Genomic DNA, 22,960 nt, shown 5'->3' with positions numbered 1-22,960 from the left:
GTGAATTTCGAGTAATGTCAACGCCCGGTCCGATTATTTCGGTAGCGTATCGCGCCACCATTTCGACCGCACTGGGCGGCGGGTGGTGTCGGTTTCCGAATTCGTGACCGGCCCAACCACTTCAGGTCGTGCGCGCTGAAGCCAGCAAAATCCAATTACTCCGTCTGTTGCTCGATCGAGATGCTAGGTTGATTTCGCCTATACGCATGGGGGCGTCAGCCGTTCGGTCGGGGTCTGGCGGAGTTTCGTGAGGGCAGTGGCGGCGTTTCGATCAATTGCTTTCATGCGGTTTGGGCGGATCGTCTTTGAATTGCTGTTCAGGCCAATCGAGGAGGTTATGAAACGATGCCAAGCTACAGGAGCGGAAACCCTCGCACTTTGAAGATGAAGACCCGCATCATGCTCGCCGCGTCGGCGGTCACCGTGCTCTCGATCGGCTCGCTTGCTGTCGGGCAGGCTGATCCTGCCGGACCCGGCGGCGCTCGCCAAGGCGCCGGCAGCGAAACTGGGCAGGGTGGACTGGGGAGCGTTGCGGCGGCACTGGATCCCGCGTTCCTCGCCCAGCTCGGGTTGGGTGGTTCCGGCAGCTCCGACGGTAGCCATGAGGGCAGCGTGGGCAAGGGCAGCGCCGATGGCAGCCATGACGGCAGTTCCGATGGCAGCTCGGGTAGTGCCGATGGCAGCCATGACGGCAGTTTCGATGGCAGCTCGGGCAGTGCCGATGGCAGCCATGACGGCAGTGCTGATGGCAGCTCGGGTAGTGCCGATGGCAGCCACGACGGCAGTTCCGATGGCAGCTCGGGCAGTTCCGATGGAAGCCATGAGGGCAGTTCGGGGAGTGCCGATGGCAGCCATGATGGCGGTCAGGGCAGCCTCGGGAGCCTGGGTAGTGCGGATGGCAGCCATGAGGGCAGTTCGGGGAGTGCCGATGGCAGCCATGATGGCGGTCAGGGCAGCCTCGGCAGCCTAGGCAGCCTGGGTAGTGCGGATGGCAGCCATGAGGGAAGCTCGGGGAGTGCCGATGGCAGCCACGACGGGGGCCAGGGCAGCCTAGGCAGCCTGGGTAGTGCGGATGGAAGCCACGAGGGCAGCTCGGGCAGCGCCGACGGGGGTCAGGGCAGTCTGGGCAGTGCCGATGGAGGCCTGGGCAGCCTCGGTGCTCTAGGTAGCTTGGGCGCCGTGGGCAGCATTGGCGCGGTCGGCAGCCTCGGTGCTCTGGGAAGCCTCGGCGCGGTCGGAAGCCTCGGTGCTCTGGGTAGCCTCGGCGCGGTCGGCAGCCATGACGGCAGTGCTGATGGCAGCTCGGGAAGTGCTGATGGCAGCCACGATGGCAGTGCTGATGGCAGCTCGGGAAGTGCTGATGGCAGCCACGATGGCAGTTCCGATGGCAGCTCGGGAAGTGCTGATGGCAGCCACGATGGCAGTTCCGATGGCAGCTCGGGAAGTGCTGATGGCAGCCACGATGGCAGTGCCGATGGCAGCCATGACGGTGGTCATCACGGCGGTCATCACGGCAACCACGGCGGCAAGCCGCGGGGGTAGCAGTGAGAGCGGCCTCGGCAGCGTTGGATGTCTCGGTGGCGTTGCTCTGTGACGCCAATGCTCGCCGGCGCCGCCGGCGTTACCACAACCGATCGCCTGTGCCGCTCAGGTGGCGGTAACGCGCTACTTCTTTCACCAGCGGCTGGTACGGCGGCTGCGTGAAGGCGTCGTGGTCCTCACGAGGAAACGAATTTGCGCGAATGATGCCGGTGGTTTGTCGCCTTACATGGCAACAAACCACCGGCATCATCGTTTAATGATGCGAGTCAAGTGGAACGGTGAGCGTTTTATCCGTTCCGCGATGAATGTGCCAGATGTCGCGAATTTTGGTTGTTTCGGTGCCGGAGTGGCTTGCGTAGGAGCGGTTCGATTCCTGGAGTGTCGAATTTGCTGTCGACTGCGAATTGCATCTCCTCCAGGCGGCAATCTTCCTAATGTTCACATTCAACGCAGCTTCCGCGGAAGTGGGACTCGCGCGTTCGCGGTGAGGTGATTCGGTGGACGCGTCGAATCGTGCGTGCCGGCCCGGGCGTTTCGGAAGGGTGCTGGATGCACCAGCTCGCCAACCTTCGCGAAAAATGCGGTGCGGTAGAGCGCGCCTCGACAATCGCCGTGAGGCCCAGCTCGTCGTCGCGGCACTTGTGGAACGTGCACCGCAACCGCCATCGACCGCTCACCGTCGGAGACCGACCCCGCGGGCGCCCGTCGGGACGCCGCAAATGTCAGAGCCTCGAGCACGCCCGGAGTGGGCTGGGGTTGTTGGTTGATGCGCAGGCCCCGCTCATCTGCGGAAGATCACGTTGCTGGGTACTCGCTGCGCCAACTCAACGGATCTGACCACAGGATCGCCGATCAGCGGGACCGTCGAGGCCTCAAAGCCTCAGCTGGGCCTTCTGCGCCTCGGGCGACCTCGACCCGAAGTCCAACAGATCCGCACCGACGGAGCGGCTCGCCACGATCCGCGAATAGTTAGGTTATCCTCACCATTGTTTCTGACTGCTCGACGACAGGCTTGGACATGGGACTTGGAAGAATGATCCGCTTCGGGTTGACCGCGCTACTCGCGGTCGGCCTGGTATCCGCGTGCTCGACCGACGCGGCGGACACCACCTCCGAAAGCGCCGCGGCCGGCGCATTTCCCGTGACGATCGAGCACATCTTCGGATCGACTGCCATCTCGGAGAGGCCCGAGCGAGTTGTCGCACTGGGCATCTCGGACGCCGATGTCCTACTCGCTCTCGGTACCGTCCCTATCGCGAACACCGGGTACCAGTACTACGAGTCTGGGCTGGGGCCGTGGACGAATGACGCGGTCGGCGACGCGAAGCTGACCTACCTCGAGTCCGACTCCGAGCCGAACCTCGAACAACTCGCAAGTCTCGACCCTGATCTGATCGTCGGTGTCACCGCGGCCTTCGACGAAAACATCTACGCCCAGCTCAGCAAGATCGCCCCGACCATCGCCCGACCTGCCGGAACTGCCGAGTATGCGGTTGGGCGAGCTGAGCAAACCGAACTCATCGCGACAGCGCTGGGGGAGAAGGAACGCGGGGTCGCTCTCAATCGGGAGACCGATCAAGCGCTCCAGGCTGCCATCACCGCGAACCCAGCGTTCGCCGACAAGACTGGCGTGGCGGTCTTGCCGTACGACGGGCAGTACGCAGTTTACGGTCCTCGCGAGGGGCGCGGACAGTTCCTCACGTCGCTCGGATTCACCATTCCGGAGGCAATCACCGCCCAGGACGACGGCGTGAGCTTCTTCGTGCCGGTGTCGGCCGAGAACGTTCGTACATTCGACGGTGACATCGTCCTCATCCTCGGACCCGACGAGACCTACGACGCGGTTGCCGAGAACCCTGCCATGGCAAGTCTCGCAGCCACGCAGCATCACGGAGTCATTGCGACCACGCTCGACGAGCGCGGGGCAATCTCGTTCAATTCTGTGCTCTCGATTCCCTGGGCGCTGAACTCGATCGTCCCTCGCATCGCTCGGGCGCTCGCGTAGCGCACGACGATCAGCCGGCGGTCACGGTGCATCGGTCCACGTAGCCAACCGCGTATTTCTACCGTCGCGATCCCGGACGGCAAGGAGCAACGTGGATCTGCTCGAACAGTCCACGACCGGGAGCGGCCGAGATGCTTGGCGAAAACCTTCAACCAGTAGCCGACTCATGCGCTACTCGGGACCCATCGAAGACGGGCACGGTCGTCGCTCTTCGGCCGCTCCGAGACGTGCCGCCGGCGTGGGAGCCCGCAGCACGCAGGATGGCGATCGTTGCACTGGACAGCGGCCAGTGGGCGTTCGCATGGATCCATGGCTGCCGCCACATCGTGCCTGGTCTGAGGGTCCAGTTCCGCGAGCATCGAGAAGAAGCGCGATTCCCGTCCTTCTTCCCACTTCGAACCAGGTCGTGACGAGAACTCGCCCCCACATTCGTCGCTGCGGCAGCGCAGTGCGCGTGGGTCGGCGATTCGAACGGCACCGCGACTCGCCTTGATCCAAAGCAGACTGCGCGATGCCGTCCTCGATGTCTGTGGAGTCGTTTCGCGAGCGTCGACATTCCCGCCGGTCCGGGTAGACCGCCGATTACGTGCGTGTTGAGGGACAGGTAGCCGAACAGGTATTTCCGCCGTCGTTCGGGTCCCTCCCGAGCGGGATTCTGAGATTGTTCAACTTCGGGCCGCAAGGGAGCAGACGATGGTGATTCGACGACAACGCAGGACCTTCGTATCGCTGGATACCGGCGAGTGGTGCGCAGCCCGGATCGTCGGGCCGCAGTGCCGGGAGTCCGGTGTCCGTGTCGAGCTCCGCCAGCACCGCGGACGTGGCAGGCAGCCCGTATTCGCTGTCGCTCCTGCCGGCGGTGGGATCGGTTTCGCCCTGTAGCGGAGACGTGCCACAGGAATCGTGGTCCGCACCGCCCCACAACGGTGCACTTCGGACAAGAATGGGATCACCGACACCGGTTGACCAACTCCGGAGACGTCATGGTGGACCGCTCCAGAGACACGCAACGCGCGAGCCGGCCCAGCGCAGATCGACGGGCGACCCACGTGCTGTGGGTGCTTGCCTTCTTCCTCCTCCCGTTGGTACCTGGCGCGATCGCCGCGGCCAACGGTCTCTCGCCCTACGGAATCTTCTGGACGACGGCATGGACGGCGCTTGCGATAGGCGTCGCTGCCGCTTTGTTGACCTAGGGTCGACTCAACTCTCCTCAACTCTCCTCGACTCGACTCGACTCGCGCGGACGGGGCGTTTCCCGGTGCGCAGGTAGCGTGGGTTCGCGTTACCCGAGCGAGGATCCGTGGCCGGCAGTGTGAGTCTTGTCCTCTTCGATGCCACGACATCGGACGTGTCGCTGCCCAAGGCGGGTGAACACCTCCGGGAGATCGGCTTGTCCGTAGTCGATCACGGCAGCGTTCTCGAGGTCTCCTACGGTGAGGGCGGCCCGGTCTTCGCAGTCGAATTCCTCGGCCCGGAGGCGTCCGGCGCGCTCGCCGAGAGCCTGTCCATTCCGCGACGACGGTCCGGGTGCTTTCGGATCGGGATCGGCGACCTGGACGAAGCGCTGGACGAGATCAATACCCTGATCGAACTGCAGGCCGCACTCCAGTCCCTCGCACCCGATGCATGGCTCTTCAACGAGTGGAACCGGAATCTCGTGGACTCGACCGGCACGGTAGTGCAGACGGGGAGCTAGGTCTGGCCGATGTCGTGCTCGCCCACACCGGGCTCGGCGTCCACCAGCGGCGCGAGGCCCGGCATCAACCGATGCAGTGTCGGCCGCCAACGTGAGTACTCGTCGGGGAAGCACTGCTCGAGAAGACCGGCCATGAGGGGCGGGGCGATGGAAGCGCCGGGGGAGGCGCCGAGCAGCCCCGCGATGGTGCCGTCGGCGCCGGTGACGATCTCGGTGCCGAACGTCAGGACACCTACCTTCCTCTTGTCGGGCTTGATCAGTTGTGCGCGCTGCCCGGCCTGGATCAGTTCCCACGCCGATCGGTCGGCGGTGGGACAGAAGCGCGTGAGCTCGCGGAACTTCCGCCTGCGGGTCGCGACCAGTTGCCCCACCAGATAGCGGACCAGGCCCGGATTCTGGAACCCCACCGCGAGCAGCGGTGCGGCGTTGTGGAATCGGATGGTCGTGAACAGATCCCTGAGCCGGCCGTGTTCCAGGAGCTTGGTGCTGAACGTGGCGTAGGGGCCGAACAGAGACGGCCGCCCGTCGACGATCCGCCGATCCAGATGCGGCACCGACATCGGCGGCGCACCCAGCGCCGCCTGCCCGTACACCTTGGCGTCGTGCCGAGCGACCACGTCGGGGTCGTCGGTGCGGAAGAACTGGGCGCCGAGCGGGAAGACCGCGTATCCACGCACCTCCGGGATCCGCGCCTTCTGCAACAGCTTCAGGGCGTAGCCGCCGGCGCCGACGAACACGAACCGCGACCGGAGACGGAACCGGCGCTTCGCGCGGCGGTCGCGACCCCCGACCGCCCAGGTGCCGTCCGCGGACCGCGACAGCGAGGTCACCTCGTGATGTGTTCGAATCTGCGCGCCGCGGTTCGTCATCGCGTTCACCAGGGCGTGGGTCAGTGCGCCGAAGTCGACGTCGGTGCCGGCCGGATGACGCGTCGCCGCCATCGGCTGGGCGGGGTCGCGGCCGTCGCCGACCAGCGGCGCCCATGCGCGGATCGTCTCCGGATCCTCGCTGTACTCCATGCCGGCGAACAGCGGGTGGCGCCGCAGCGTGGCGAACCGCTCACGCAGATAGGCGATGTCGCGCTCACCGAAGACGACGTCCATGTGCGGGGCAGGGTTGACGAACGATCGGAGGTCCGCGACATCGCCGTTCTCGGCGAGCGCGGCCCAGAACTGCTGTGACATCCGGAACTGACGGCCGATGTCGGCCGCCCGGGCGGGGTCCGCCGGGTCGGGCATGTAGTTGAGTTCGCACAACCCGGCGTGCCCGGTCCCGGCGTTGCGCCACGCGTTGGAGCTTTCGCCGGCCGGTGCCCCGAGGCGTTCGAGCATCACGATCGACCAGTCGGGCCGCAGCCTGGACAACAGGGCGCCGAGCGTCGCGGACATGATGCCGCCACCGACGAGAACGACGTCCACGACCTCTGCTGCGGTATCGGATTCGGCGTTGGCGGCCGGGGTCGGTGACGTCATCTTCCTGCCCTCCCTAGTTGCGGACGCCTCATCGTCGCCCGCGCCCAATCAATCCGTCCAATGAGAATTCAACCGATTTATGATCCGAATATGGATGAATTCCGTACGGCCGGTGCAGAGGCGCTCGCGCCGTTGCTCGCCGCGTTCGATGCCGTTGCTGCAGAAGGGCACGTCACGCGCGCGGCCGACCTGCTCGGTGTCCCGCAGTCGTCGATCAGCAGGAGACTCAAGGCGCTCGAGCGAGCACTCGGAGTTCAGTTGTTCCAGCAGGTCGGCCGCGGCATCGCACTCACCGCGCCGGGGCGCGACCTGTTCGAGCGCACCCACCGCCTGGTGAGTGCGCTCGACGACGCGGTCGGCGTCGTCCGGAGCAACGCAGATCCGGAGAGCGGACTCGTGTCGTTCGGGTTTCCACTCACGCTCGGGCCGGTGAGCATCCCGTCGGTGCTCGCGGAGTTCCATGCGGTGGCGCCGCGGATCCGGTTGCACCTCGTCCAGGCTCACGGCGACGCGCTCGCCGGGATGGTGCGGGACGGCCGACTCGACCTGGCCGTGATGATTCCACCGCCGCAGGACCTGCCGGTCGTCGTCCTCGGGCGCCAGCCGATCCACCTGCACGTCGCCACTTCCCACCGGTTCGCGGGTCGGTCGCAGGTCGACCTCGCCGAACTCTCGGACGAGGCGTTCATCGCCAATCCGGCGACCTACCACCTGCGTCAGCTCGTCGACTCGTGGTGCGCCGAGGCGGGATTCACGCCCCGGGTGTCGTTCGAGATCACCGAGTTCGAGACGATCAGGGCGTTGGTCGGTCACGGTCTGGGCGTCGCGTTGCTGCCGACCGCGGAAACGCCGCACGACGGCGTTGTGGCCGTCCCGCTCGCGGGTGCACGCGATCGAGGTATCGGACTCGCGTCCGGGCACCATCGGCCGACGCCGGCGGTGTCACGCCTGCGTGAGCACCTCGTCGCGCACGCGGCGGTGTTCGTCGGACGTCCGCTCGGCGAGTGAGGTGCCGCGGCGGGACCCGCCGACGGCACCGCGCACCCAGTCGATCGCCTCCGGCCACGTCGGAAATGACTCGTCCAGTGCGCAGTTCGCGGTCTCGGAACCGGTGTGCCGCCACACGCCCCACCGGCCCGCCCGCGCGCCCGTGCGGATCTTGCGCACCGCCCATCGAACGGACAGGCCGACCTGCAGATCGGGCAGGCCGAGAAGCCGGCGCATGTGGTCGTAGGGGATCGGCTCGCTCACTACGGACACGGCTGCGTCAGACGAACTCGGGGCAGTACGCGACAGTCGCGGCGCTCAGCACATTGGCGACCTCGGCCCGGGTGTAGCGGCCGTCGCCGAGGTACTCGGCGGTGAGGTCGGGTTTGCTCTGCCCGCGATAGAGCGAGTTGCACATCGCGAGGCCGAGCCGGATCTGGTCGCTCTCGGGCTTCTCCATGAGCGTGAATTCGGTGATGTACGACAGGAACAGCAGGTCCTCGCTGTTGAGCGTGTCACTCGGCTCGGTGAAACGGCTGACGTCGGGCGCGGTGGCGGACGGGGTTTCGGCGATCACGCCCTCGGCGGGCGCCGGCGCCGCCGCGGTCGTGACGCGGCGCGGGACCTCCGACGCCCTGTGCGGGGTCGTCGGATCCGGTGTCGTCCGGGCGATGACGACGGGTTCGCTGTCCGTGGGCGTGCTGCTGCACCCGGTGAGGGCGAGGAGGGAGGCGGAGACAGCGACGAGGAGACCGAGCCGGGTCGAGCGAATCACGATGCGAAATCTTGCCCTACCAGGGCGACAAGATCATTGCCGGGTCGGCGGTCGGCTCAGTTCGACTCCGGGCGCACGACGGGCATGAACACCTCGGTTCGGGGTCGCTCGACGTCGGGCGCATCGAGATAGCACTCCCAGGGTTCGCCCGTCGTCACGTAACCGTGCTCGGTGATCCACTGCGTCAGAGCGACATAGGCCTCCTCGACGGTGTCGTATCCGCCGGCATGCACCGTGCAGGCGCACGGTCCGGCCGGCAGCGTCGCCGGCTCCGCGCGGCCGGTCTCGACGAGGGTGCGCTCGAGCGGGAACCCGGCCTCGATGTTCCAGCGGCCGCCGGGCAGCGGGAGGAACCGCCCGAACGGCGGGCCGGTGATCTCGATGCCCTGGTCCGCCGCGGCGCGGGCCACGGCCTCGAATGCCGGCCCCAGGAACGACGGGATCGCGTCGACGGTGACGTCGCCGCGGACGATCCCGGCCGGACGCGGCGGCAGGTCGCGAATCCGGATGTCGTAGCTCATCACTGGGCGCCCTCGAAGCACCCCGCGTACCCCCGCTCGCCGAACGTCGCGGCCGAGCAGTACACGACGTCGGGGTAGTAGTCGCCCATCGTCAGCGCGGGATCGGTGCCGCTCGCCTGCGACGCCTGGATCGACGTCGGGTAGAACGCGTCCGTGGGCAGCATGTTCCGCAGGATGAGCAGTTTCTTCGGCACCTCCGTCGACCCCCACGGCAACACGGTGACGGTCGGATCGACGTTCGCGGGAACGTCTTCCGGTGCCGCCACGACGTACGTGTACCGGCCGTCGGCGTCGAGTGCCGTCTGGTAGTCACCCGCGCACGCCACCACCGGGTACGGCGAGACGAGGTCGTTCTGGCACATCGACCAGTAGCGCACCTGCTGTCCGGCCTCGGTCGGCGATACGCCCGCACGTGTGTCCGGGAAGGCGGGCGCCTTGCCCCGCACGACCACGATCCGGCCCGGCTGATAGGTCAGCACCGCGCCGATGTACTTGTTGTCGCCGTTCGGGAACAGGCCCGATGTGCTCGCCGGATTCACGAACGTGGCCTCGGGGGTGTCGGCACGGAAGGCTCCCGAGGCCGCCCGCTCGATCGCGCGGTCGACGACCGACCGCCCCACATCTGCGACGGGTCCGGGCAGGCCACGCGGATCGAACGGCTGCGAGCACGGCTGAACGGGCATCGTCGCCCCACCGAGTCGGTAGGCGATGTCGGGGAGCGGAACCGCGCCGCTCGGCGAGGCCGGGTCGTCCGGCACGTATACACGGATGATCAGGAACCCGACCGGGGCGCCGCCCGGTCGCAGAGCCTGAATCTCGTTGCGTGCGTGGTTGGCCGGCCCGGTCACCAGCGTCGCGTGCCACTGACGTCGATCGGGTGGCAGTGCCTGTGCCCCCGGATCGGCGAACGGATTGCCGCTGCCGGCGTCGGGCACGATCTGGTCGTCGCGCAGCGTGTCGGTCGTGTCGAGGTCGGTGCCGTAGGTGTTGAGGGAGAAGTACCGTGCCGCTGGGTACGTGCCGGACACCTCGATCGAGTCGTTCGGCCCGAGCGCGTACGGCAGCGCCCAGTAGGTCGCGTTCTCGTCCGGGAATGCGACGTTGAGGATGTCGCCGTCGGACATGAACCGCCAGGCGCACGGCGCCGGACCCGGCTCCGCATCGGCTGTGGTCACGAGACCGAGACTCACGCAGATCGTGGCGACGGCGCAGGCGAGGAGACGACGGACGATCGATCGCGGTGACGTGCGCATCTGGGCCCCAATCGCAGGCTCCCACGATAACGAGGCCGGCGCCGCGGTGGGGCATGATCGATCGATCGAACGACGGTCGGGGCGCAGGAGGCGACATGACGGAAGCGGCGAGGCTCACTCGTGCAGACCTCGAGGCAAGGTTGCGTGCCTTCGACGCCCGGACGGTGGCGTTGGGGGACCGGCGCGCGGCCGCGGTCGTGATCGCGGTGATGCGGGGAGAGGGCGACGTCCCGGTGTTCCCGTTGACCCTGCGACAGGCGAAGATGCGCGCCCACGCCGGACAGTTCGCGCTGCCGGGCGGCCGCCTCGACGACGGCGAGACGGCCCGCGACGCGGCCTTGCGGGAGCTGCACGAGGAACTGGGCATCGCCGCCGGTCCGGAGAGCGTCCTGGGGCGCTTGGACGACTACGTGACTCGGTCGGGCTACGTCATGACGCCGTTCGTGGTGTGGTCCGAGCGCTCCGTCGACGAGTTGACGCCGAACCCCGACGAGGTGGCCCACGTGTTCGCGGTGCCGCTCGACGAACTCGACGTGCCGACCGAGTTCACCGAGATTCCCGGATCGCCCGAACCCGTTGCGTGCTGGCCCTTCCGCGGTGAGCACATCCACGCGCCGACGGGGGCGGTGATCCACCAGTTCTGCGAGGTCGTCCTGCACGGGCGGCCCACCCGCGTCGACGGACTGGCGCAGCCGAGCTTCGCGTGGCGGTGAAACCCGGGGTGCAGGTCGACACGCGGGACTAGCGTCAGCGCTGTGAGCATCCTGCGATCGGTCCTCCGCGCCGTCGACCGCACCGGTGTCGAACCGGTTGCGTGGCAGCCCCCGCGGGCTCCGGCCGAAAAGGGGTTGTTCGCGCCGAGCCGGGAACTCGACGGCGCGCGGCAGTGGAAGCTGCCGACCGGTCGCGGACCCGAGGACGTCGCCGTCGACTGCGACGGGCGGGTGATCACCGGCGGCGACGACGGGCGCCTGTGGCGGTTCGACGCCGACGGCCGCGCCACCGAACTCGCCCACACCGGGGGGCGTCCACTCGGGGTCGAGGTGCTGGCCGACGGCCGCTTCCTCGTGTGCGACAGCCGGCGCGGCGTGCTGCGCGTGGACGAGACCGGCCGGGTGGAGGTGCTGGCGGACACGGCACTCGGGCGGCCGCTGTTGTTGTGCAACAACTCCGCCGTCGCGCGGGACGGCATCGTGTACTTCACCGACTCGTCGTCGCGGTTCACCCTCGACGACCACCGGCTCGATCTGCTCGAACACAGCGGTACCGGACGGTTGCTGCGGTTGGACCCGCGCACCGGCGAGATGGATCTGCTGGCGGACGGGCTGCAGTTCGCCAACGGCGTCGGGCTGTCGAGCGACGAGTCGTACGTGATCGTGGCCGAGACCGGTTCGTACCGGATCCGCCGCGTCGAACTGACCGGACCCCGCGCCGGAACGGTGTCGGTGTGGGCCGACAACCTGCCCGGGATCCCGGACAACGTCACCTCCCAGACCGCGGACGGAATCTTCTGGGTCGCGCTCTACAGCCCGCGCATGCGCCTGCTCGACCAGCTGGGCCCGTATCCCGACCTGCGGGTGATCGCCGCGAACCTTCCCAGCCGTGTGCAACCCGACCCAGAGCACCGGACGTGGATCCTCGGCCTCGACGGCGACGGTCGCGTCGCGCACAGCCTGCAGGGTGGAAAGGGCAGCTACTCGCCGGTGACGGGGGTGCGGGAGACGCCCGACTGGATCTACCTCGGCAGCCTCACCGCCGGATCGGTCGCGCGGGTGCCGCGGGGCGTTCTCGGTCGCTGACCGACCGGCCCGTTCTCGGTCACGGCCGAACAGCCGGTTCCTGAAATGCGACACCTGATGTGCAAGGCTTGCCACCGACAAGGGACAGGAATCGAGAGGATTGTCGGTGGACGCGGTAGGACAGAAGAAGTCCGGCTCGGAGCAGGCCGCGGATCGGATCCTCACCGTCCCGAACCTTCTCAGCATGGTCCGACTCGCCGGTGTACCGCTGTTCCTCTACCTGCTGCTGGGTCCGCACGCGGACGGCTGGGCGCTGCTGATCCTCATGCTCAGCGGCTTCACGGACTGGGCCGACGGCAAGCTCGCCCGCCTCCTGAACCAGACGTCGCGCCTGGGCGCGCTCCTCGACCCCTTCGTCGACCGGTTGTACGTGATCACCACGCTGATCGCGTTCGTGCTGCGCGACATCATCCCGTGGTGGGTCGCGGCGATCCTGATCGGCCGTGACCTCGTCCTTGCCCTGACGTTGCCGATCTACCGTCGCCGCGGCCTCCCGCCGCCCGAGGTCATCTACCTCGGCAAGGCCGCGACGTTCGCGCTGATGTTCGCGATGCCGCTGATGCTGGCCGCCCAGGGCGACTGGGGCATCGCGGGCTTCGCGCACGCGTGGGGCTACGCCCTGCTGATCTGGGGCACCGTCCTGTACGTGTGGACCGGGGGGCTGTACCTCGCGAAGGCCGTCGACGTCGCACGCACCGTGCCGCCGACCGTCGCGCGGAGTGGACCGTGACGGGGACGCCGCGGCAGGTTCGACGGAATCCCGTTCCGTCGCTCCTCAAGTCGCTGATGAACGACCACCTCGATCCCGGCTACGCGGGGGCCGCCGAGGACCGGGAACTCGGCCACGCGAAGCCGACCCGGGTCGGGGCGAGTGCCTGGATCGCGCTGGGGGCGGCGCTGGTCGGACTGGTGTTCGGCGTCGCGTACGCTCAGGCGTCGTCGTCGGCGAGCGACACCGACGCGACCCGGGCCGAGATCCTGACGAAGGTTCGCGCAGCCGAGGAACACGGCCGCGACCTCGCCTCGAACCGCGCCGACCTGACCGTCCGCGTCGACGACCTGCGGGCGAGCGTCCTGGCCGGTGACGCCGAGGGTGCGAAGGTGCTCGACCAACTGCACACCCTCGAGGCAGCCGCCGCGAGCGAACCGGTACACGGCCCCGGACTGGTCGTGACCCTCACCGATCCGGCCGCTCGTCCGGACCTGTCCGACTCGTCGCAGCGGACACCGGGATCGCCGCAGGCCGGCGTCCTGGACCGCGACCTGCAGTCCGTCGTGAACGCGCTGTGGGCGAGCGGCGCCGAGGCGGTCGCGGTCGGGGACGTCCGCGTCGGGCCGGCGGTCACCATCCGGCAGGCCGGCGGGGCGATGCTCGTCGACAACCAGCCGGTGCCGTCGCCGTACCGGGTATCCGCGATCGGGCCGCCCGCGAAACTGCAGACCGGATTCGTCGTGAGCGACGCATACCTGCGGATGTCGACCGTCCAACAGTTGTACGGCGTGGGATTCACTGTCGCCGAGTCCGACGACCTGCGGCTACCGCCCGCGGCAGGTCGTGAATCGAGGTTCGCACAGGAAACGGGGGCACCGTGAAGACCGTCAAAGGCGGATACGCGCTCTACGGAGTGCTCGCGCTCGTCGCAGGCATCGTGGTCGGAATCGTGTTCAGCCCACAGGTGCCCGACGCCGTCCAGCCCTATCTGCCGATCGCGGTGGTCGCGGCCCTCGACGCCGTGTTCGGTGGCCTGCGCGCCTACCTCGACGAGATCTTCGACTCGAAGGTCTTCGTCGTCTCGTTCGTGTTCAACGTCCTCGTCGCCGCGCTGATCGTGTGGCTCGGTGATCAACTCGGTGTCGGCACCCAGCTGTCCACCGCGATCATCGTCGTGCTCGGAATCCGGATCTTCGGCAACGCCGCAGCCCTGCGCCGACGCCTGTTCGGAGCGTGACGAGCATGGAGGAGATGCAGGACACCGCACAGCAGCCCGAAGGGGGCGCCGACGGCACCGCGGGACCACGCAGCGAGGGCCGACACGAGATGCCCGCGTCGGCGCCCACTCGCACCCGCGCCCGGTTCGGGTTCGGACTGCTCGCCGTGCTGCTGATGGTGGCGCTCGGTGTCGCGATCGTGACCCAGGTCAGCAGCACCGGATCGGGCGACAACCTCGACTCGGCGCGCCCCGCCGACCTGTTGGCCGTCCTGGGCAACCTGAACCAGCGCGAGGCCGCGCTGCGGCAGGAGATCGCCGGACTGGAGCAGACGCTGTCGAAGCTCGAGGCCGGCGGTGGCAGTTCCAGCGCCGCACTCGACGAGGCAAAGTCCAAGCTGGCGGCCCTGTCGATCCAGGTGGGGACCGTGGCGGCGACCGGTCCCGGCGTCGTGCTGACTGTCGAGGACCCGGGCAGATCGGTCGGCTCGGAGGTCCTGCTCGACCTCATCCAGGAACTGCGGGCCGCGGGCGCCGAGGCGATCGAGATCAGCGGCTCCGGAACGGATCCGATCCGGATCGGGGTCGACTCGTGGGTGAGCGGGGGCGGCGGCAACGTCACCATCGACGGGCGGAAGGTCGCGGCCCCGTTCCGGGTGGTCGCAATCGGCGATCCGCCGACGCTCGCGGCCGCGCTGAACATCCCCGGCGGCGTCGTCGACACCGTCGCACGCAGCGGAGGACAGCTCCGGATCGAGCAATCCCCGCAGGTCACGGTCGCCGCCTTGCGGGAGATCAAACCGCGCCAATACGCTCAACCCGGAAACTGATCTTCGATCCGCTCGTCGGATCGTCCCCGAAAGGAAGCCACCGTGAGTGAGCTCGCTACGCCTGCCGATCTGCGCTACACCGCGGAGCACGAGTGGGTGCGGCGCACCGGTCCGACGACGGTTCGTGTGGGCATCACCGATTTCGCGCAGTCGCAGCTCGGCGACGTCGTCTTCGTGCAGCTTCCCGCGGAGGGCGAGGACGTGACGGCCGGCGATTCGTTCGGTGAGGTGGAGTCGACCAAGAGCGTGTCCGACATCTTCGCTCCGCTCACCGCGAAAGTCGTTGCGGTCAATGCAGATCTGGACGGCAGCCCGGAGCTGGTGAACAGCGAGCCCTACGGCGGCGGATGGCTCGTCGACCTCGAGGTCGACAGCGAGTCGGCGCTCGACGAGGCGCTCGCCGGAACCATGGATGCGGACGCATACCTCGCGGTTTCCGGAAGCTGATTTTCCGTCGGTTCAGCGGGTATTCACACGGCCTGTCCACCTACACGCACCGCCACTCTCAGGGTACGGTCGAGGTGAGCGCAGTGCCGTGTCGGTATGCATATCCGCATCGGAATGTGATCGTGGCCGAGATTCGTCTGGGCCGAGTTGTACCGCGTGCCCCTGGGGCTCCGCGAGGGTTCCCGGGTAATCGGACTGAGGAGGAGAAACGGTGAGCGAGAACGGCAACGATGCGGTTTACGGAGAGACGCCGGCCGAGACCACATCGGTTTTCCGTGCGGATTTTCTCAACGAGATGGACAGTTCGACGGCGCAGACGGCCGAGGCTCCCGTCTCCGGGGTCGAGGGTCTGCCCGCCGGGTCCGCGTTGCTCGTCGTCAAAAGGGGCCCGAACGCGGGCTCGCGCTTCCTGCTCGACCAGCCGACCACGTCCGCCGGTCGTCATCCCGACAGTGACATCTTCCTGGACGACGTCACGGTGAGCCGGCGGCATGCGGAGTTCCGTCAGGACGACGACGAGTTCCAGGTGGTCGACGTGGGCAGCCTCAACGGCACCTACGTCAACCGGGAACCGGTGGACTCCGCGGTGCTGGCGAACGGGGACGAGGTGCAGATCGGCAAGTTCCGCCTCGTGTTCCTGACCGGGCCGCGCGGAAACGCCGGTGGTTCGCAGATCGGTGAGTCCGCGGCTGGTGCGGGCAACCAATGACGGCCGTTCGGCAGGAGGCCGCCACGGGCATGTCCATCGGGACGGTGCTCGACCGGCTGCGCCCGGAGTTTCCGGACGTGACGATCTCCAAGATCCGGTTCCTGGAGTCGGAGGGGCTGATCAGCCCCGAGCGGACTCCGTCCGGATATCGGCGGTTCTCGATCGCGGACGTCGAACGTCTGCGTTACGTCCTGACGGCACAGCGGGATCAGTACCTGCCGCTCAAGGTCATCAAGGAGCAGCTCGAGGCGATCGACAAGGGTGTGGCGACGGTGGGCGCCGTGGATTCGATTCCGCGGCGCCCCCGCACGCTCGCGGTCGCGCCCGGCGAGGTGTCGCCGGAGGAGTTTCGCACCGATCGTGAGGTGCGGGTCAGCCGCGACGATCTGCTCAGCCGCTCCGAAATCGACGACCGCTTCCTGAACGAACTGCTCCGGAGCGGACTGGTCGTCCCCGGACCGGCCGGATTCTTCGACGAGGACGCGGTGACGCTCGCGCGGACCGCGAAGGCGATGTCGCAGTTCGGGCTCGAGGTCCGTCACCTGCGGGCATTCAAGCTGGCCGCGGACCGCGAGGCCAGTCTGGTCGCGCAGATCGCCGGCCCGGTCGCGAAGGGGCGCGATGCCGGTGCCCGGGACCGTGCCGAGGAGATGGTCCGCGAACTGGCGGCACTGTCGCTGACGCTTCACACCTGTCTCGTCAAGGCGGCGGTGCGCGGGGCGCTCGATCGCTGACGGCCGCTGCGGGAACGAATAGAATCGGGGAGTACGTCAAACGGGACTCGTTCGCCGTCCGAGGTGGACCCGGTCACCGGTACGAGGTGGAGGACGCGATGAGTGAGATGCGTGTGATCGGAATCCGTGTCGAACAGCCGCAGAACCAGCCGGTGTTGCTTCTGCGTGAGAGCAATGGGGATCGCTACCTGCCGATCTGGATCGGGCAGACCGAGGCCACCGCGATCGCGTTGGAGCAGCAGGGCGTCGAACCCGCCCGTCCGCTCACGCACGACCTCATCAAGGACCTGCTCGAGGCATTCGGGCACACCCTGCGCGAGGTGCGGATCGTGGATCTTCAGGCCGGCACCTTCTATGCGGACCTGGTGTTCGAGGGCGACGTGCGGGTCTCCGCGCGGCCGTCGGACTCGGTCGCGATCGCCCTGCGGATAGGTGTTCCGATCTTCGTCGAGGAGGCAGTCCTTGCCGAGGCGGGCCTGGTGATGCCCGACGAGCGTGAGGACGAGGTCGAGAAGTTCAAGGAGTTTCTCGAGTCGGTTTCGCCGGACGATTTCAAGGCGACGGACGGCTGAGAAAGCTAAACCTGAAGTTGAGGTTGAGACTTGGGTGTGTCGCGTTGACCCCGCAGCGTCGGGGTCATACCGTCTCGGTCTGAACGCCCGCCACGCTGAATGTCCAGGGCGTACCCTGAGTGGATCCACCGTTCGGGTTTACTCGATGTCACGAGTGGGTGACTTGCAGGTAGCGGGGAAGCGGATATCCCCATCCCCGCGGGTCACCGCTGAACACGCGAGAGGGAGTAGTCCGTGGGAGATCGGCCGCAGCAGGACGAGTTGAACCTCGCTGGCGAGACGACCGTCGGGGCGCCGCGCATCGATGAGGACATGCAGCCCGGGTTGTTCCCCGACGACTCCGTTCCCGACGAACTCGTCGGCTACCGGGTGCCGAGTGCCTGCCAGATCGCGGGCATCACGTACCGCCAGCTCGACTACTGGGCCCGCACGAATCTCGTCGTGCCCTCGATCCGCGGCGCCGCCGGTTCGGGTAGCCAGCGGCTGTACTCATTCAAGGACATCCTGGTCCTCAAGATCGTCAAGCGCCTGCTGGACACCGGCATCTCGCTGCAGAACATCCGCGTCGCCGTCGACCATCTCCGTCAGCGCGGTGTGCGCGACCTGGCCCGCATCACCCTCTTCTCCGACGGCACCACCGTGTACGAGTGCACCTCCGCGGAGGAGGTCGTCGACCTGCTGCAGGGCGGCCAGGGTGTCTTCGGCATCGCGGTGAGCGGTGCGATGCGCGAGCTGACCGGCACCATCGCCGACTTCCCGGCCGAGCGAGCCGACGGCGGCGACGCCACCGAGCGGCCCGAGGACGAGTTGGCGTCCCGCCGCAGGAATCGCGGCGACCGCAAGACCGGCTGACTGTTCTGGGCTTTCGTCCAGGTGCCCCGAGGTGGCATAGACTGACGGGGCGTCGCCGTCGTACGGGAGAGTTCCGCGCAGGGCAGTAGATTGCGCGGACGCCGAAGGAGCAACACCTCCCCGTCAATCTCTCAGGCACCGAGGACCGTACGGGCTCCGACGCCTCTGGAAAGCGGTGGGAGCACCCACCCGCCCACGGGGAAAGGCGCGTGAGCGTCCACGGAGGTCTCGGACGTCCAGGGGCGAGCACAGCGACCGAATCTCTCAGGCGCTCGGGAATCCCGAGCAGGCGACAGAGGGGGAGGACCGTTCCATTCGTGGAGCGCATCCTGCACCTGACGAACCGCCTGGGAGTTCACTTGATCGACGCTCGTAGCCATTCGTTCGCCGACCGTCACGTCGGTCCCGACTCGGCCGAACTGACGCGGATTCTCGACGTCGTCGGCGTCGGCTCGCTCGACGAACTCGCGGCCCGTGCGGTGCCTGCGAGCATCCTCGACCCCACGACGGAGGGCGTCGCCGCAGGCCTGGACGCGCTCGACGCGCCGCTGGGCGAACATGACGCGCTTGCGGCACTGTCCGAGTTGGCGGCGTCGAACACGCCGGCCACCTCGATGATCGGCCTAGGCTACTACGACACGCTCACCCCGCCGGTGCTCGTCCGGAACATTCTCGAGAACCCGGCCTGGTACACGGCATACACGCCGTACCAGCCGGAGATCAGCCAGGGCCGGCTCGAGGCCCTCCTGAACTTCCAGACCATGGTCGGTGACCTGACCGGAATGGAGATCGCGAACTCGTCGATGCTCGACGAGGGCACCGCCGCGGCCGAGGCGATGACGCTGTTGCGGCGCGCGTCGCGCAGCAAGTCGCCGCGCTTCGTGCTCGACACCGACCTGTTCCCGCAGACCCGCGCCATCGTGGTCACCCGTGCCGAACCGCTCGGAATCGAGATCGTCGAGGCCGACCTCACGCAGGGCCTGCCCGACGGCGAGTTCTTCGGTGTGTTGGCGCAGCTGCCCGGTGCGTCCGGCCGGATCGTCGACCACGCCGCGATGATCGATGCGGCGCACGAACGCGGTGCGTTGGTTGCCGTCGGCGCCGACCTGCTCGCGCTGACGCTGCTCACCCCGCCCGGCGAGATGGGTGCCGACGCGTGCTTCGGCACCACGCAGCGATTCGGCGTCCCGATGGGCTTCGGCGGTCCGCACGCCGGCTACCTCGCCGTCCACGGCAAGCACGCCCGTCAGCTCCCGGGCCGCCTCGTCGGCATCTCGGTGGACGCCGACGGCGACAAGGCGTACCGGCTGGCGCTGCAGACCCGTGAGCAGCACATCCGCCGCGAGAAGGCGACCAGCAACATCTGCACCGCGCAGGTGCTTCTCGCGGTCGTTGCCGCGATGTACGCGAGCTACCACGGCGCCGAGGGACTGAAGGCCATCGCGCAGCGCGTTCACGACCACGCCGCACGCCTCGCGGCAGGACTGCGTGCGACCGGGGTCGAGGTCGTTCACGACAACTTCTTCGACACCGTCCTCGCCCGGGTGCCGGGCCGCGCTGCGGACGTCGTCGCGCAGGCGAAGGCGTGGGGCATCAACCTGCGACCGGTCGACGGCGACCACGTCGGCATCGCGTGCGACGAGGCGACCACCGCGGCGCACGTGGCGTCGGTGCTGGCGGCGTTCGGGCTGCCGACCGGTGCCGCGATCGCGTACACGGCGGCGCCGTTCGGCGACCGCACCAGTGTGTACCTGCAGCACGAGTCGTTCACGAAGTACCGCACCGAGACCGCGATGCTGCGTTACCTGCGCGCGTTGTCGGACAAGGACATCGCGCTCGACCGCAGCATGATCCCGCTGGGCTCATGCACGATGAAGCTCAACGCGACCGCCGAGATGGAACCCATCACGTGGCCCGGCTTCTCGAAGCTGCATCCCTTCGCTCCGATGACGGACGTCCCCGGCATGCTGAAGGTGATCTCGGATCTGGAGGACTGGCTGGTCGCGATCACCGGCTACGACGCGGTGAGCCTGCAGCCCAACGCCGGCAGCCAGGGCGAGTACGCGGGCCTGCTGGCGATCCGCAACTACCATCTGAGCCGCGGTGACGACCACCGCGACACCTGTCTGATCCCGTCGAGCGCGCACGGCACCAACGCCGCGTCGGCGGTGATGGCCGGCATGCGCGTCGAGGTGGTTGCGTGCCGCGAGAACGGCGACGTCGACCTGGACGACCTGCGCGCCAAGATCGCCGATCACGCCGAACGTCTTGCCGCGATCATGATCACCTACCCGTCCACGCACGGCGTGTACGAGGAGGAGGTCGGGGAGATCTGCGCGGCCGTGCACGACGCCGGCGGCCAGGTGTACGTCGACGGTGCGAACCTCAATGCGCTCGTCGGTCTCGCCCGTCCGGGCCGCTTCGGCGGCGACGTGAGCCACCTGAACCTGCACAAGACGTTCTGCATCCCGCACGGCGGTGGCGGACCGGGCGTCGGCCCGATCGGCGTGCGTTCACACCTCGCCCCGTTCCTGCCGGGCCATCCGATGGCCCCCGAACTCGGTGGCGCGGGGCCGGTGTCCGCGGCGCCTTACGGTAGCGCCTCGATCCTTCCGATCACCTGGACGTACATCAAGATGATGGGCGCACAGGGCCTGCGCCGCGCGTCGCTGACGGCGATCGCGTCGGCCAACTACATCGCGCGGCGCCTCGACGAGTATTTCCCGGTGCTCTACACGGGCGAGAACGGCATGGTCGCGCACGAGTGCATCCTCGACCTGCGGCCGATCACCAAGGAGACCGGTGTGACGGTCGACGACGTCGCCAAGCGTCTCGCCGATTACGGGTTCCACGCCCCGACGATGAGCTTCCCGGTGGCCGGCACCCTGATGGTGGAGCCGACCGAGAGCGAGAACCTCGACGAGATCGACGAGTTCTGCGACGCGATGATCGCGATCCGTAAGGAGATCGACCGCGTCGGGGCAGGGGAGTGGCCGGTCGACGACAACCCGCTGCGCGGCGCCCCGCACACCGCGGAATGCCTCGTTTCCGAATGGAATCACCCGTACTCACGGGAGATCGCGGTCTACCCGCGGGGCAAGGGTCGGCCGAAGGTGTGGCCGGCCGTTCGCCGCATCGACGGTGCGCACGGTGACCGCAACCTTATCTGCTCGTGCCCGCCGATCGAGGCGTTCACCAGCTGATTCGCAGTCTGCGGCCCCGGGCACTCACGTCGAGTGTCCGGGGCCGCAGTCGTTCCGACGACAGACTTGGGCGGAAGTCGGTACGAGACGGAACCAATGGAATTACCGAATCTAGGCCAATCCGGCGCGCCGACCCGACCACTTCCGACGTACCGCACGTTCCGACGCCACCGGGTCTCGAAAGTCATCTACTCGGTGGGCGGCCGATACGAAATCGTCGTTGACGACCGTGAACAGCCGGGCAGATGATCGATGGATGGTCGAGGTACCGGACGCCAGACGGTCCGAGATGATCGCCGATCTGTTCGATCTCGTGGTCGACAGCTACGACAACGTCGGCGTCTCCTTCTTCGGGCCCATCGCCGAACGCCTGGTGGCGGCGGTAGGTCCGAAACCCGGCTCGAGGGTGCTGGACATCGGATGCGGCCGCGGGGCGGTGCTGTTCCGTCTGGCTGCCGCGGTCGGGCCGACGGGGGAGGTGACGGGCATCGACCTGTCGCCGAAAATGGTCGCGACGACGGCGCACGAAGCGAGAGCGCGGGGGCTCGGGAACGTGCATGTGCAGGTCATGGACGCGATGGATCCCGTACTCCCGCAAGGCACGTTCGACGCGATAACGGCATCCTTCATGATCTTCTTCCTGCCGGATCCGGCCGCGGCTCTGACGCGATGGCGGTCGCTACTCGTGCCGCGGGGGACCGTCGGCGTGTCGACATTCAGCGCGTGGGATCCACGGTGGGAGCAGATGGAGGACCTGTTCGCGCGGTACCGAGACAAGCAGTTCTTCACCGTCGATCCCCGGGATCCGAACGGTTCGTTCGGATCCGACGCCGCAGTCGAGGGGCTGATGCGCTCCGCCGGCCTGGTCGACGCCCGGTCGGCCGTTTTCGATCTCGCGCTCCGGTTCGACGACGCCGACCAGTGGTACGCGTGGACCCGGTCCCACGGACAACGGTTGATGTGGGACTCGATTCCGGCCGACGAACTCGACGAGGTGCGGAGCCAGGTGTTCGAGCGTCTCGAGGATTGGCGGGACGACGAGGGGCGCATCACGTCGCATCACGGCATCAGGTTGACGCTCGCACAGCGCCCTTAGCGCTGCCGCATCGCGGCCGGACGAAAGGGGGAGGGCGTGTCGCGCATTCTGGTTGCGGTGTTGATCGTCGCGGCGATGTTCGGCGGTGGCGTCCTCGTCGTTCGGGCGATGTCGGATGTGTCCAGCACGAACGCAACTCGCTCGTTGGAGCAGCGGGCGGTCCCCTTCGACGGCCGGACGGTCACCTGCGCGGAGCTGTTTCCCGGCGGGTGCACCTTCGATCTGCAGCTTGCCTTCGACCGATGGGGTGGGCATCTCGAGGTCTTCGGGGCGACGGACCTCGGGCCGTGGGGTAGGGGGGTGAGCCGCCCGGAGGCCGCGAAGCTGGGACTCGAGGCGTGCGAGACGTCCAGCGTGCCGGGGGAGACGTTCCTGGAGTTCTCCGAGCAGGCGCGCATCGATCATCCGGAGGCGTCGAGTCCGCAGCTGTTCCCGTTCTGGGATCAGGCCCGGCGCGTTCTCTGTCCGTCGGCCTGACAGTTCGGAGCCGCCGGGGTGGACCGCGTGCAGAAGTCAGTAGGGGACGGAATCCTCGGAAT

Annotated in this window: 23 protein-coding genes and 1 riboswitch; of the genes, 18 read left to right on the top strand and 5 right to left on the bottom strand. The window is 67.9% G+C overall.

The window, feature by feature from the left end:
• Positions 1-378 precede the first annotated feature (378 nt).
• The 3 genes from ACQ5DX_RS10950 (at position 379) to ACQ5DX_RS10940 (ending at position 5,243) form a co-directional block, all read left to right on the top strand.
• The gene (locus tag ACQ5DX_RS10950; protein ID WP_430332645.1) at positions 379-1,542 is read left to right on the top strand and encodes a hypothetical protein; all 1,164 of its coding nucleotides are present in this window, start codon (positions 379-381) and stop codon (positions 1,540-1,542) included.
• A 1,018-nt stretch (positions 1,543-2,560) separates the two neighbouring features.
• Entirely contained in the window at positions 2,561-3,547 is a 987-nt protein-coding gene (locus ACQ5DX_RS10945) for an ABC transporter substrate-binding protein (RefSeq protein WP_430332644.1), read from the top strand.
• Positions 3,548-4,859: 1,312 nt separating this feature from the next.
• Entirely contained in the window at positions 4,860-5,243 is a 384-nt protein-coding gene (locus tag ACQ5DX_RS10940; protein WP_430332643.1) for a hypothetical protein, read from the top strand.
• Here ACQ5DX_RS10940 and mqo read toward each other — a convergent pair.
• Positions 5,240-6,715: a malate dehydrogenase (quinone) gene (gene mqo / locus ACQ5DX_RS10935; protein WP_430332642.1), complete on the bottom strand. Its 1,476-nt coding sequence runs from the start codon at positions 6,713-6,715 to the stop codon at positions 5,240-5,242. The genes ACQ5DX_RS10940 and mqo overlap by 4 nt on opposite strands.
• Before the next feature lie 90 nt (positions 6,716-6,805).
• On the opposite strand from mqo, the gene ACQ5DX_RS10930 reads away from it, so the two are divergent.
• Entirely contained in the window at positions 6,806-7,723 is a 918-nt protein-coding gene (locus tag ACQ5DX_RS10930; protein ID WP_430332641.1) for a LysR family transcriptional regulator, read from the top strand.
• Here ACQ5DX_RS10930 and ACQ5DX_RS10925 read toward each other — a convergent pair.
• From ACQ5DX_RS10925 to ACQ5DX_RS10910, 4 genes are read right to left on the bottom strand one after another with little or no spacing between them, the layout of a single operon-like run.
• Positions 7,658-7,975: a hypothetical protein gene (locus ACQ5DX_RS10925; protein WP_430332640.1), complete on the bottom strand. Its 318-nt coding sequence runs from the start codon at positions 7,973-7,975 to the stop codon at positions 7,658-7,660. The two genes, ACQ5DX_RS10930 and ACQ5DX_RS10925, sit on opposite strands and share 66 nt — an antisense overlap.
• Positions 7,976-7,982: 7 nt before the next feature.
• Positions 7,983-8,477 carry a DUF732 domain-containing protein gene (locus ACQ5DX_RS10920; protein ID WP_430332639.1) on the bottom strand — a complete coding sequence of 165 codons (495 nt, stop codon included), beginning with the start codon at positions 8,475-8,477 and terminating at the stop codon, positions 7,983-7,985.
• A gap of 56 nt (positions 8,478-8,533) precedes the next feature.
• Entirely contained in the window at positions 8,534-8,998 is a 465-nt protein-coding gene (locus ACQ5DX_RS10915) for a GyrI-like domain-containing protein (protein ID WP_430332638.1), read from the bottom strand.
• Entirely contained in the window at positions 8,998-10,230 is a 1,233-nt protein-coding gene (locus tag ACQ5DX_RS10910) for a hypothetical protein (RefSeq protein ID WP_430335623.1), read from the bottom strand. Before ACQ5DX_RS10910 ends, ACQ5DX_RS10915 begins: the two co-directional genes overlap by 1 nt.
• 116 nt (positions 10,231-10,346) lie before the next feature.
• On the opposite strand from ACQ5DX_RS10910, the gene ACQ5DX_RS10905 reads away from it, so the two are divergent.
• From ACQ5DX_RS10905 to ACQ5DX_RS10840, 14 genes are all read left to right on the top strand, one after another.
• Positions 10,347-10,964, top strand: coding sequence for an NUDIX hydrolase (locus ACQ5DX_RS10905; protein WP_430332637.1), 618 nt, complete (start codon positions 10,347-10,349; stop codon positions 10,962-10,964).
• A gap of 42 nt (positions 10,965-11,006) precedes the next feature.
• A complete protein-coding gene (locus tag ACQ5DX_RS10900; protein ID WP_430332636.1) occupies positions 11,007-12,050 on the top strand; it encodes an SMP-30/gluconolactonase/LRE family protein in 1,044 nt (347 codons plus the stop codon).
• A 106-nt stretch (positions 12,051-12,156) separates the two neighbouring features.
• Positions 12,157-12,780, top strand: coding sequence for a CDP-alcohol phosphatidyltransferase family protein (locus ACQ5DX_RS10895; protein WP_430332635.1), 624 nt, complete (start codon positions 12,157-12,159; stop codon positions 12,778-12,780).
• Between the two features lie 56 nt (positions 12,781-12,836).
• Positions 12,837-13,643: a DUF881 domain-containing protein gene (locus ACQ5DX_RS10890; RefSeq protein ID WP_430335622.1), complete on the top strand. Its 807-nt coding sequence runs from the start codon at positions 12,837-12,839 to the stop codon at positions 13,641-13,643.
• Positions 13,640-13,999, top strand: coding sequence for a small basic family protein (locus ACQ5DX_RS10885; RefSeq protein ID WP_280763927.1), 360 nt, complete (start codon positions 13,640-13,642; stop codon positions 13,997-13,999). The genes ACQ5DX_RS10890 and ACQ5DX_RS10885 overlap by 4 nt, the downstream gene beginning before the upstream one ends.
• 14 nt (positions 14,000-14,013) lie before the next feature.
• The gene (locus tag ACQ5DX_RS10880) at positions 14,014-14,808 is read left to right on the top strand and encodes a DUF881 domain-containing protein (protein ID WP_430335621.1); all 795 of its coding nucleotides are present in this window, start codon (positions 14,014-14,016) and stop codon (positions 14,806-14,808) included.
• A gap of 42 nt (positions 14,809-14,850) precedes the next feature.
• Positions 14,851-15,255 carry a glycine cleavage system protein GcvH gene (gcvH, locus tag ACQ5DX_RS10875; protein ID WP_430332634.1) on the top strand — a complete coding sequence of 135 codons (405 nt, stop codon included), beginning with the start codon at positions 14,851-14,853 and terminating at the stop codon, positions 15,253-15,255.
• Between the two features lie 211 nt (positions 15,256-15,466).
• Positions 15,467-15,964 (top strand): oxoglutarate dehydrogenase inhibitor Odhl, encoded by a 498-nt coding sequence (gene odhI, locus ACQ5DX_RS10870; protein WP_430332633.1) that lies wholly within the window; start codon positions 15,467-15,469, stop codon positions 15,962-15,964.
• Positions 15,961-16,698 (top strand): MerR family transcriptional regulator, encoded by a 738-nt coding sequence (locus ACQ5DX_RS10865; RefSeq protein ID WP_430332632.1) that lies wholly within the window; start codon positions 15,961-15,963, stop codon positions 16,696-16,698. The genes odhI and ACQ5DX_RS10865 overlap by 4 nt, the downstream gene beginning before the upstream one ends.
• Positions 16,699-16,796: 98 nt before the next feature.
• A complete protein-coding gene (locus tag ACQ5DX_RS10860) occupies positions 16,797-17,270 on the top strand; it encodes a bifunctional nuclease family protein (RefSeq protein ID WP_348605439.1) in 474 nt (157 codons plus the stop codon).
• Between the two features lie 234 nt (positions 17,271-17,504).
• On the top strand, positions 17,505-18,122 hold the full coding sequence (locus tag ACQ5DX_RS10855) for a MerR family transcriptional regulator (RefSeq protein ID WP_430332631.1): 618 nt from the start codon (positions 17,505-17,507) through the stop codon (positions 18,120-18,122).
• A 53-nt stretch (positions 18,123-18,175) separates the two neighbouring features.
• Positions 18,176-18,280: riboswitch (glycine riboswitch) on the top strand.
• Positions 18,281-18,481: 201 nt separating this feature from the next.
• On the top strand, positions 18,482-21,325 hold the full coding sequence (gcvP, locus tag ACQ5DX_RS10850) for an aminomethyl-transferring glycine dehydrogenase (RefSeq protein ID WP_430335620.1): 2,844 nt from the start codon (positions 18,482-18,484) through the stop codon (positions 21,323-21,325).
• Positions 21,326-21,581: 256 nt separating this feature from the next.
• Complete coding sequence (locus ACQ5DX_RS10845; protein ID WP_430332630.1) at positions 21,582-22,421, top strand: class I SAM-dependent methyltransferase; 840 nt, start codon at positions 21,582-21,584, stop codon at positions 22,419-22,421.
• Positions 22,422-22,457: 36 nt separating this feature from the next.
• The gene (locus ACQ5DX_RS10840) at positions 22,458-22,898 is read left to right on the top strand and encodes a hypothetical protein (RefSeq protein WP_430332629.1); all 441 of its coding nucleotides are present in this window, start codon (positions 22,458-22,460) and stop codon (positions 22,896-22,898) included.
• Positions 22,899-22,960 lie beyond the last annotated feature (62 nt).

It is taken from the genome of Rhodococcus sp. ACT016, from assembly GCF_050477185.1.
Classification (GTDB): Bacteria; Actinomycetota; Actinomycetes; order Mycobacteriales; family Mycobacteriaceae; genus Prescottella.
Note: the sequence above shows the minus strand (reverse complement) of the source record. Positions and strands in the feature narration are given on the sequence as shown.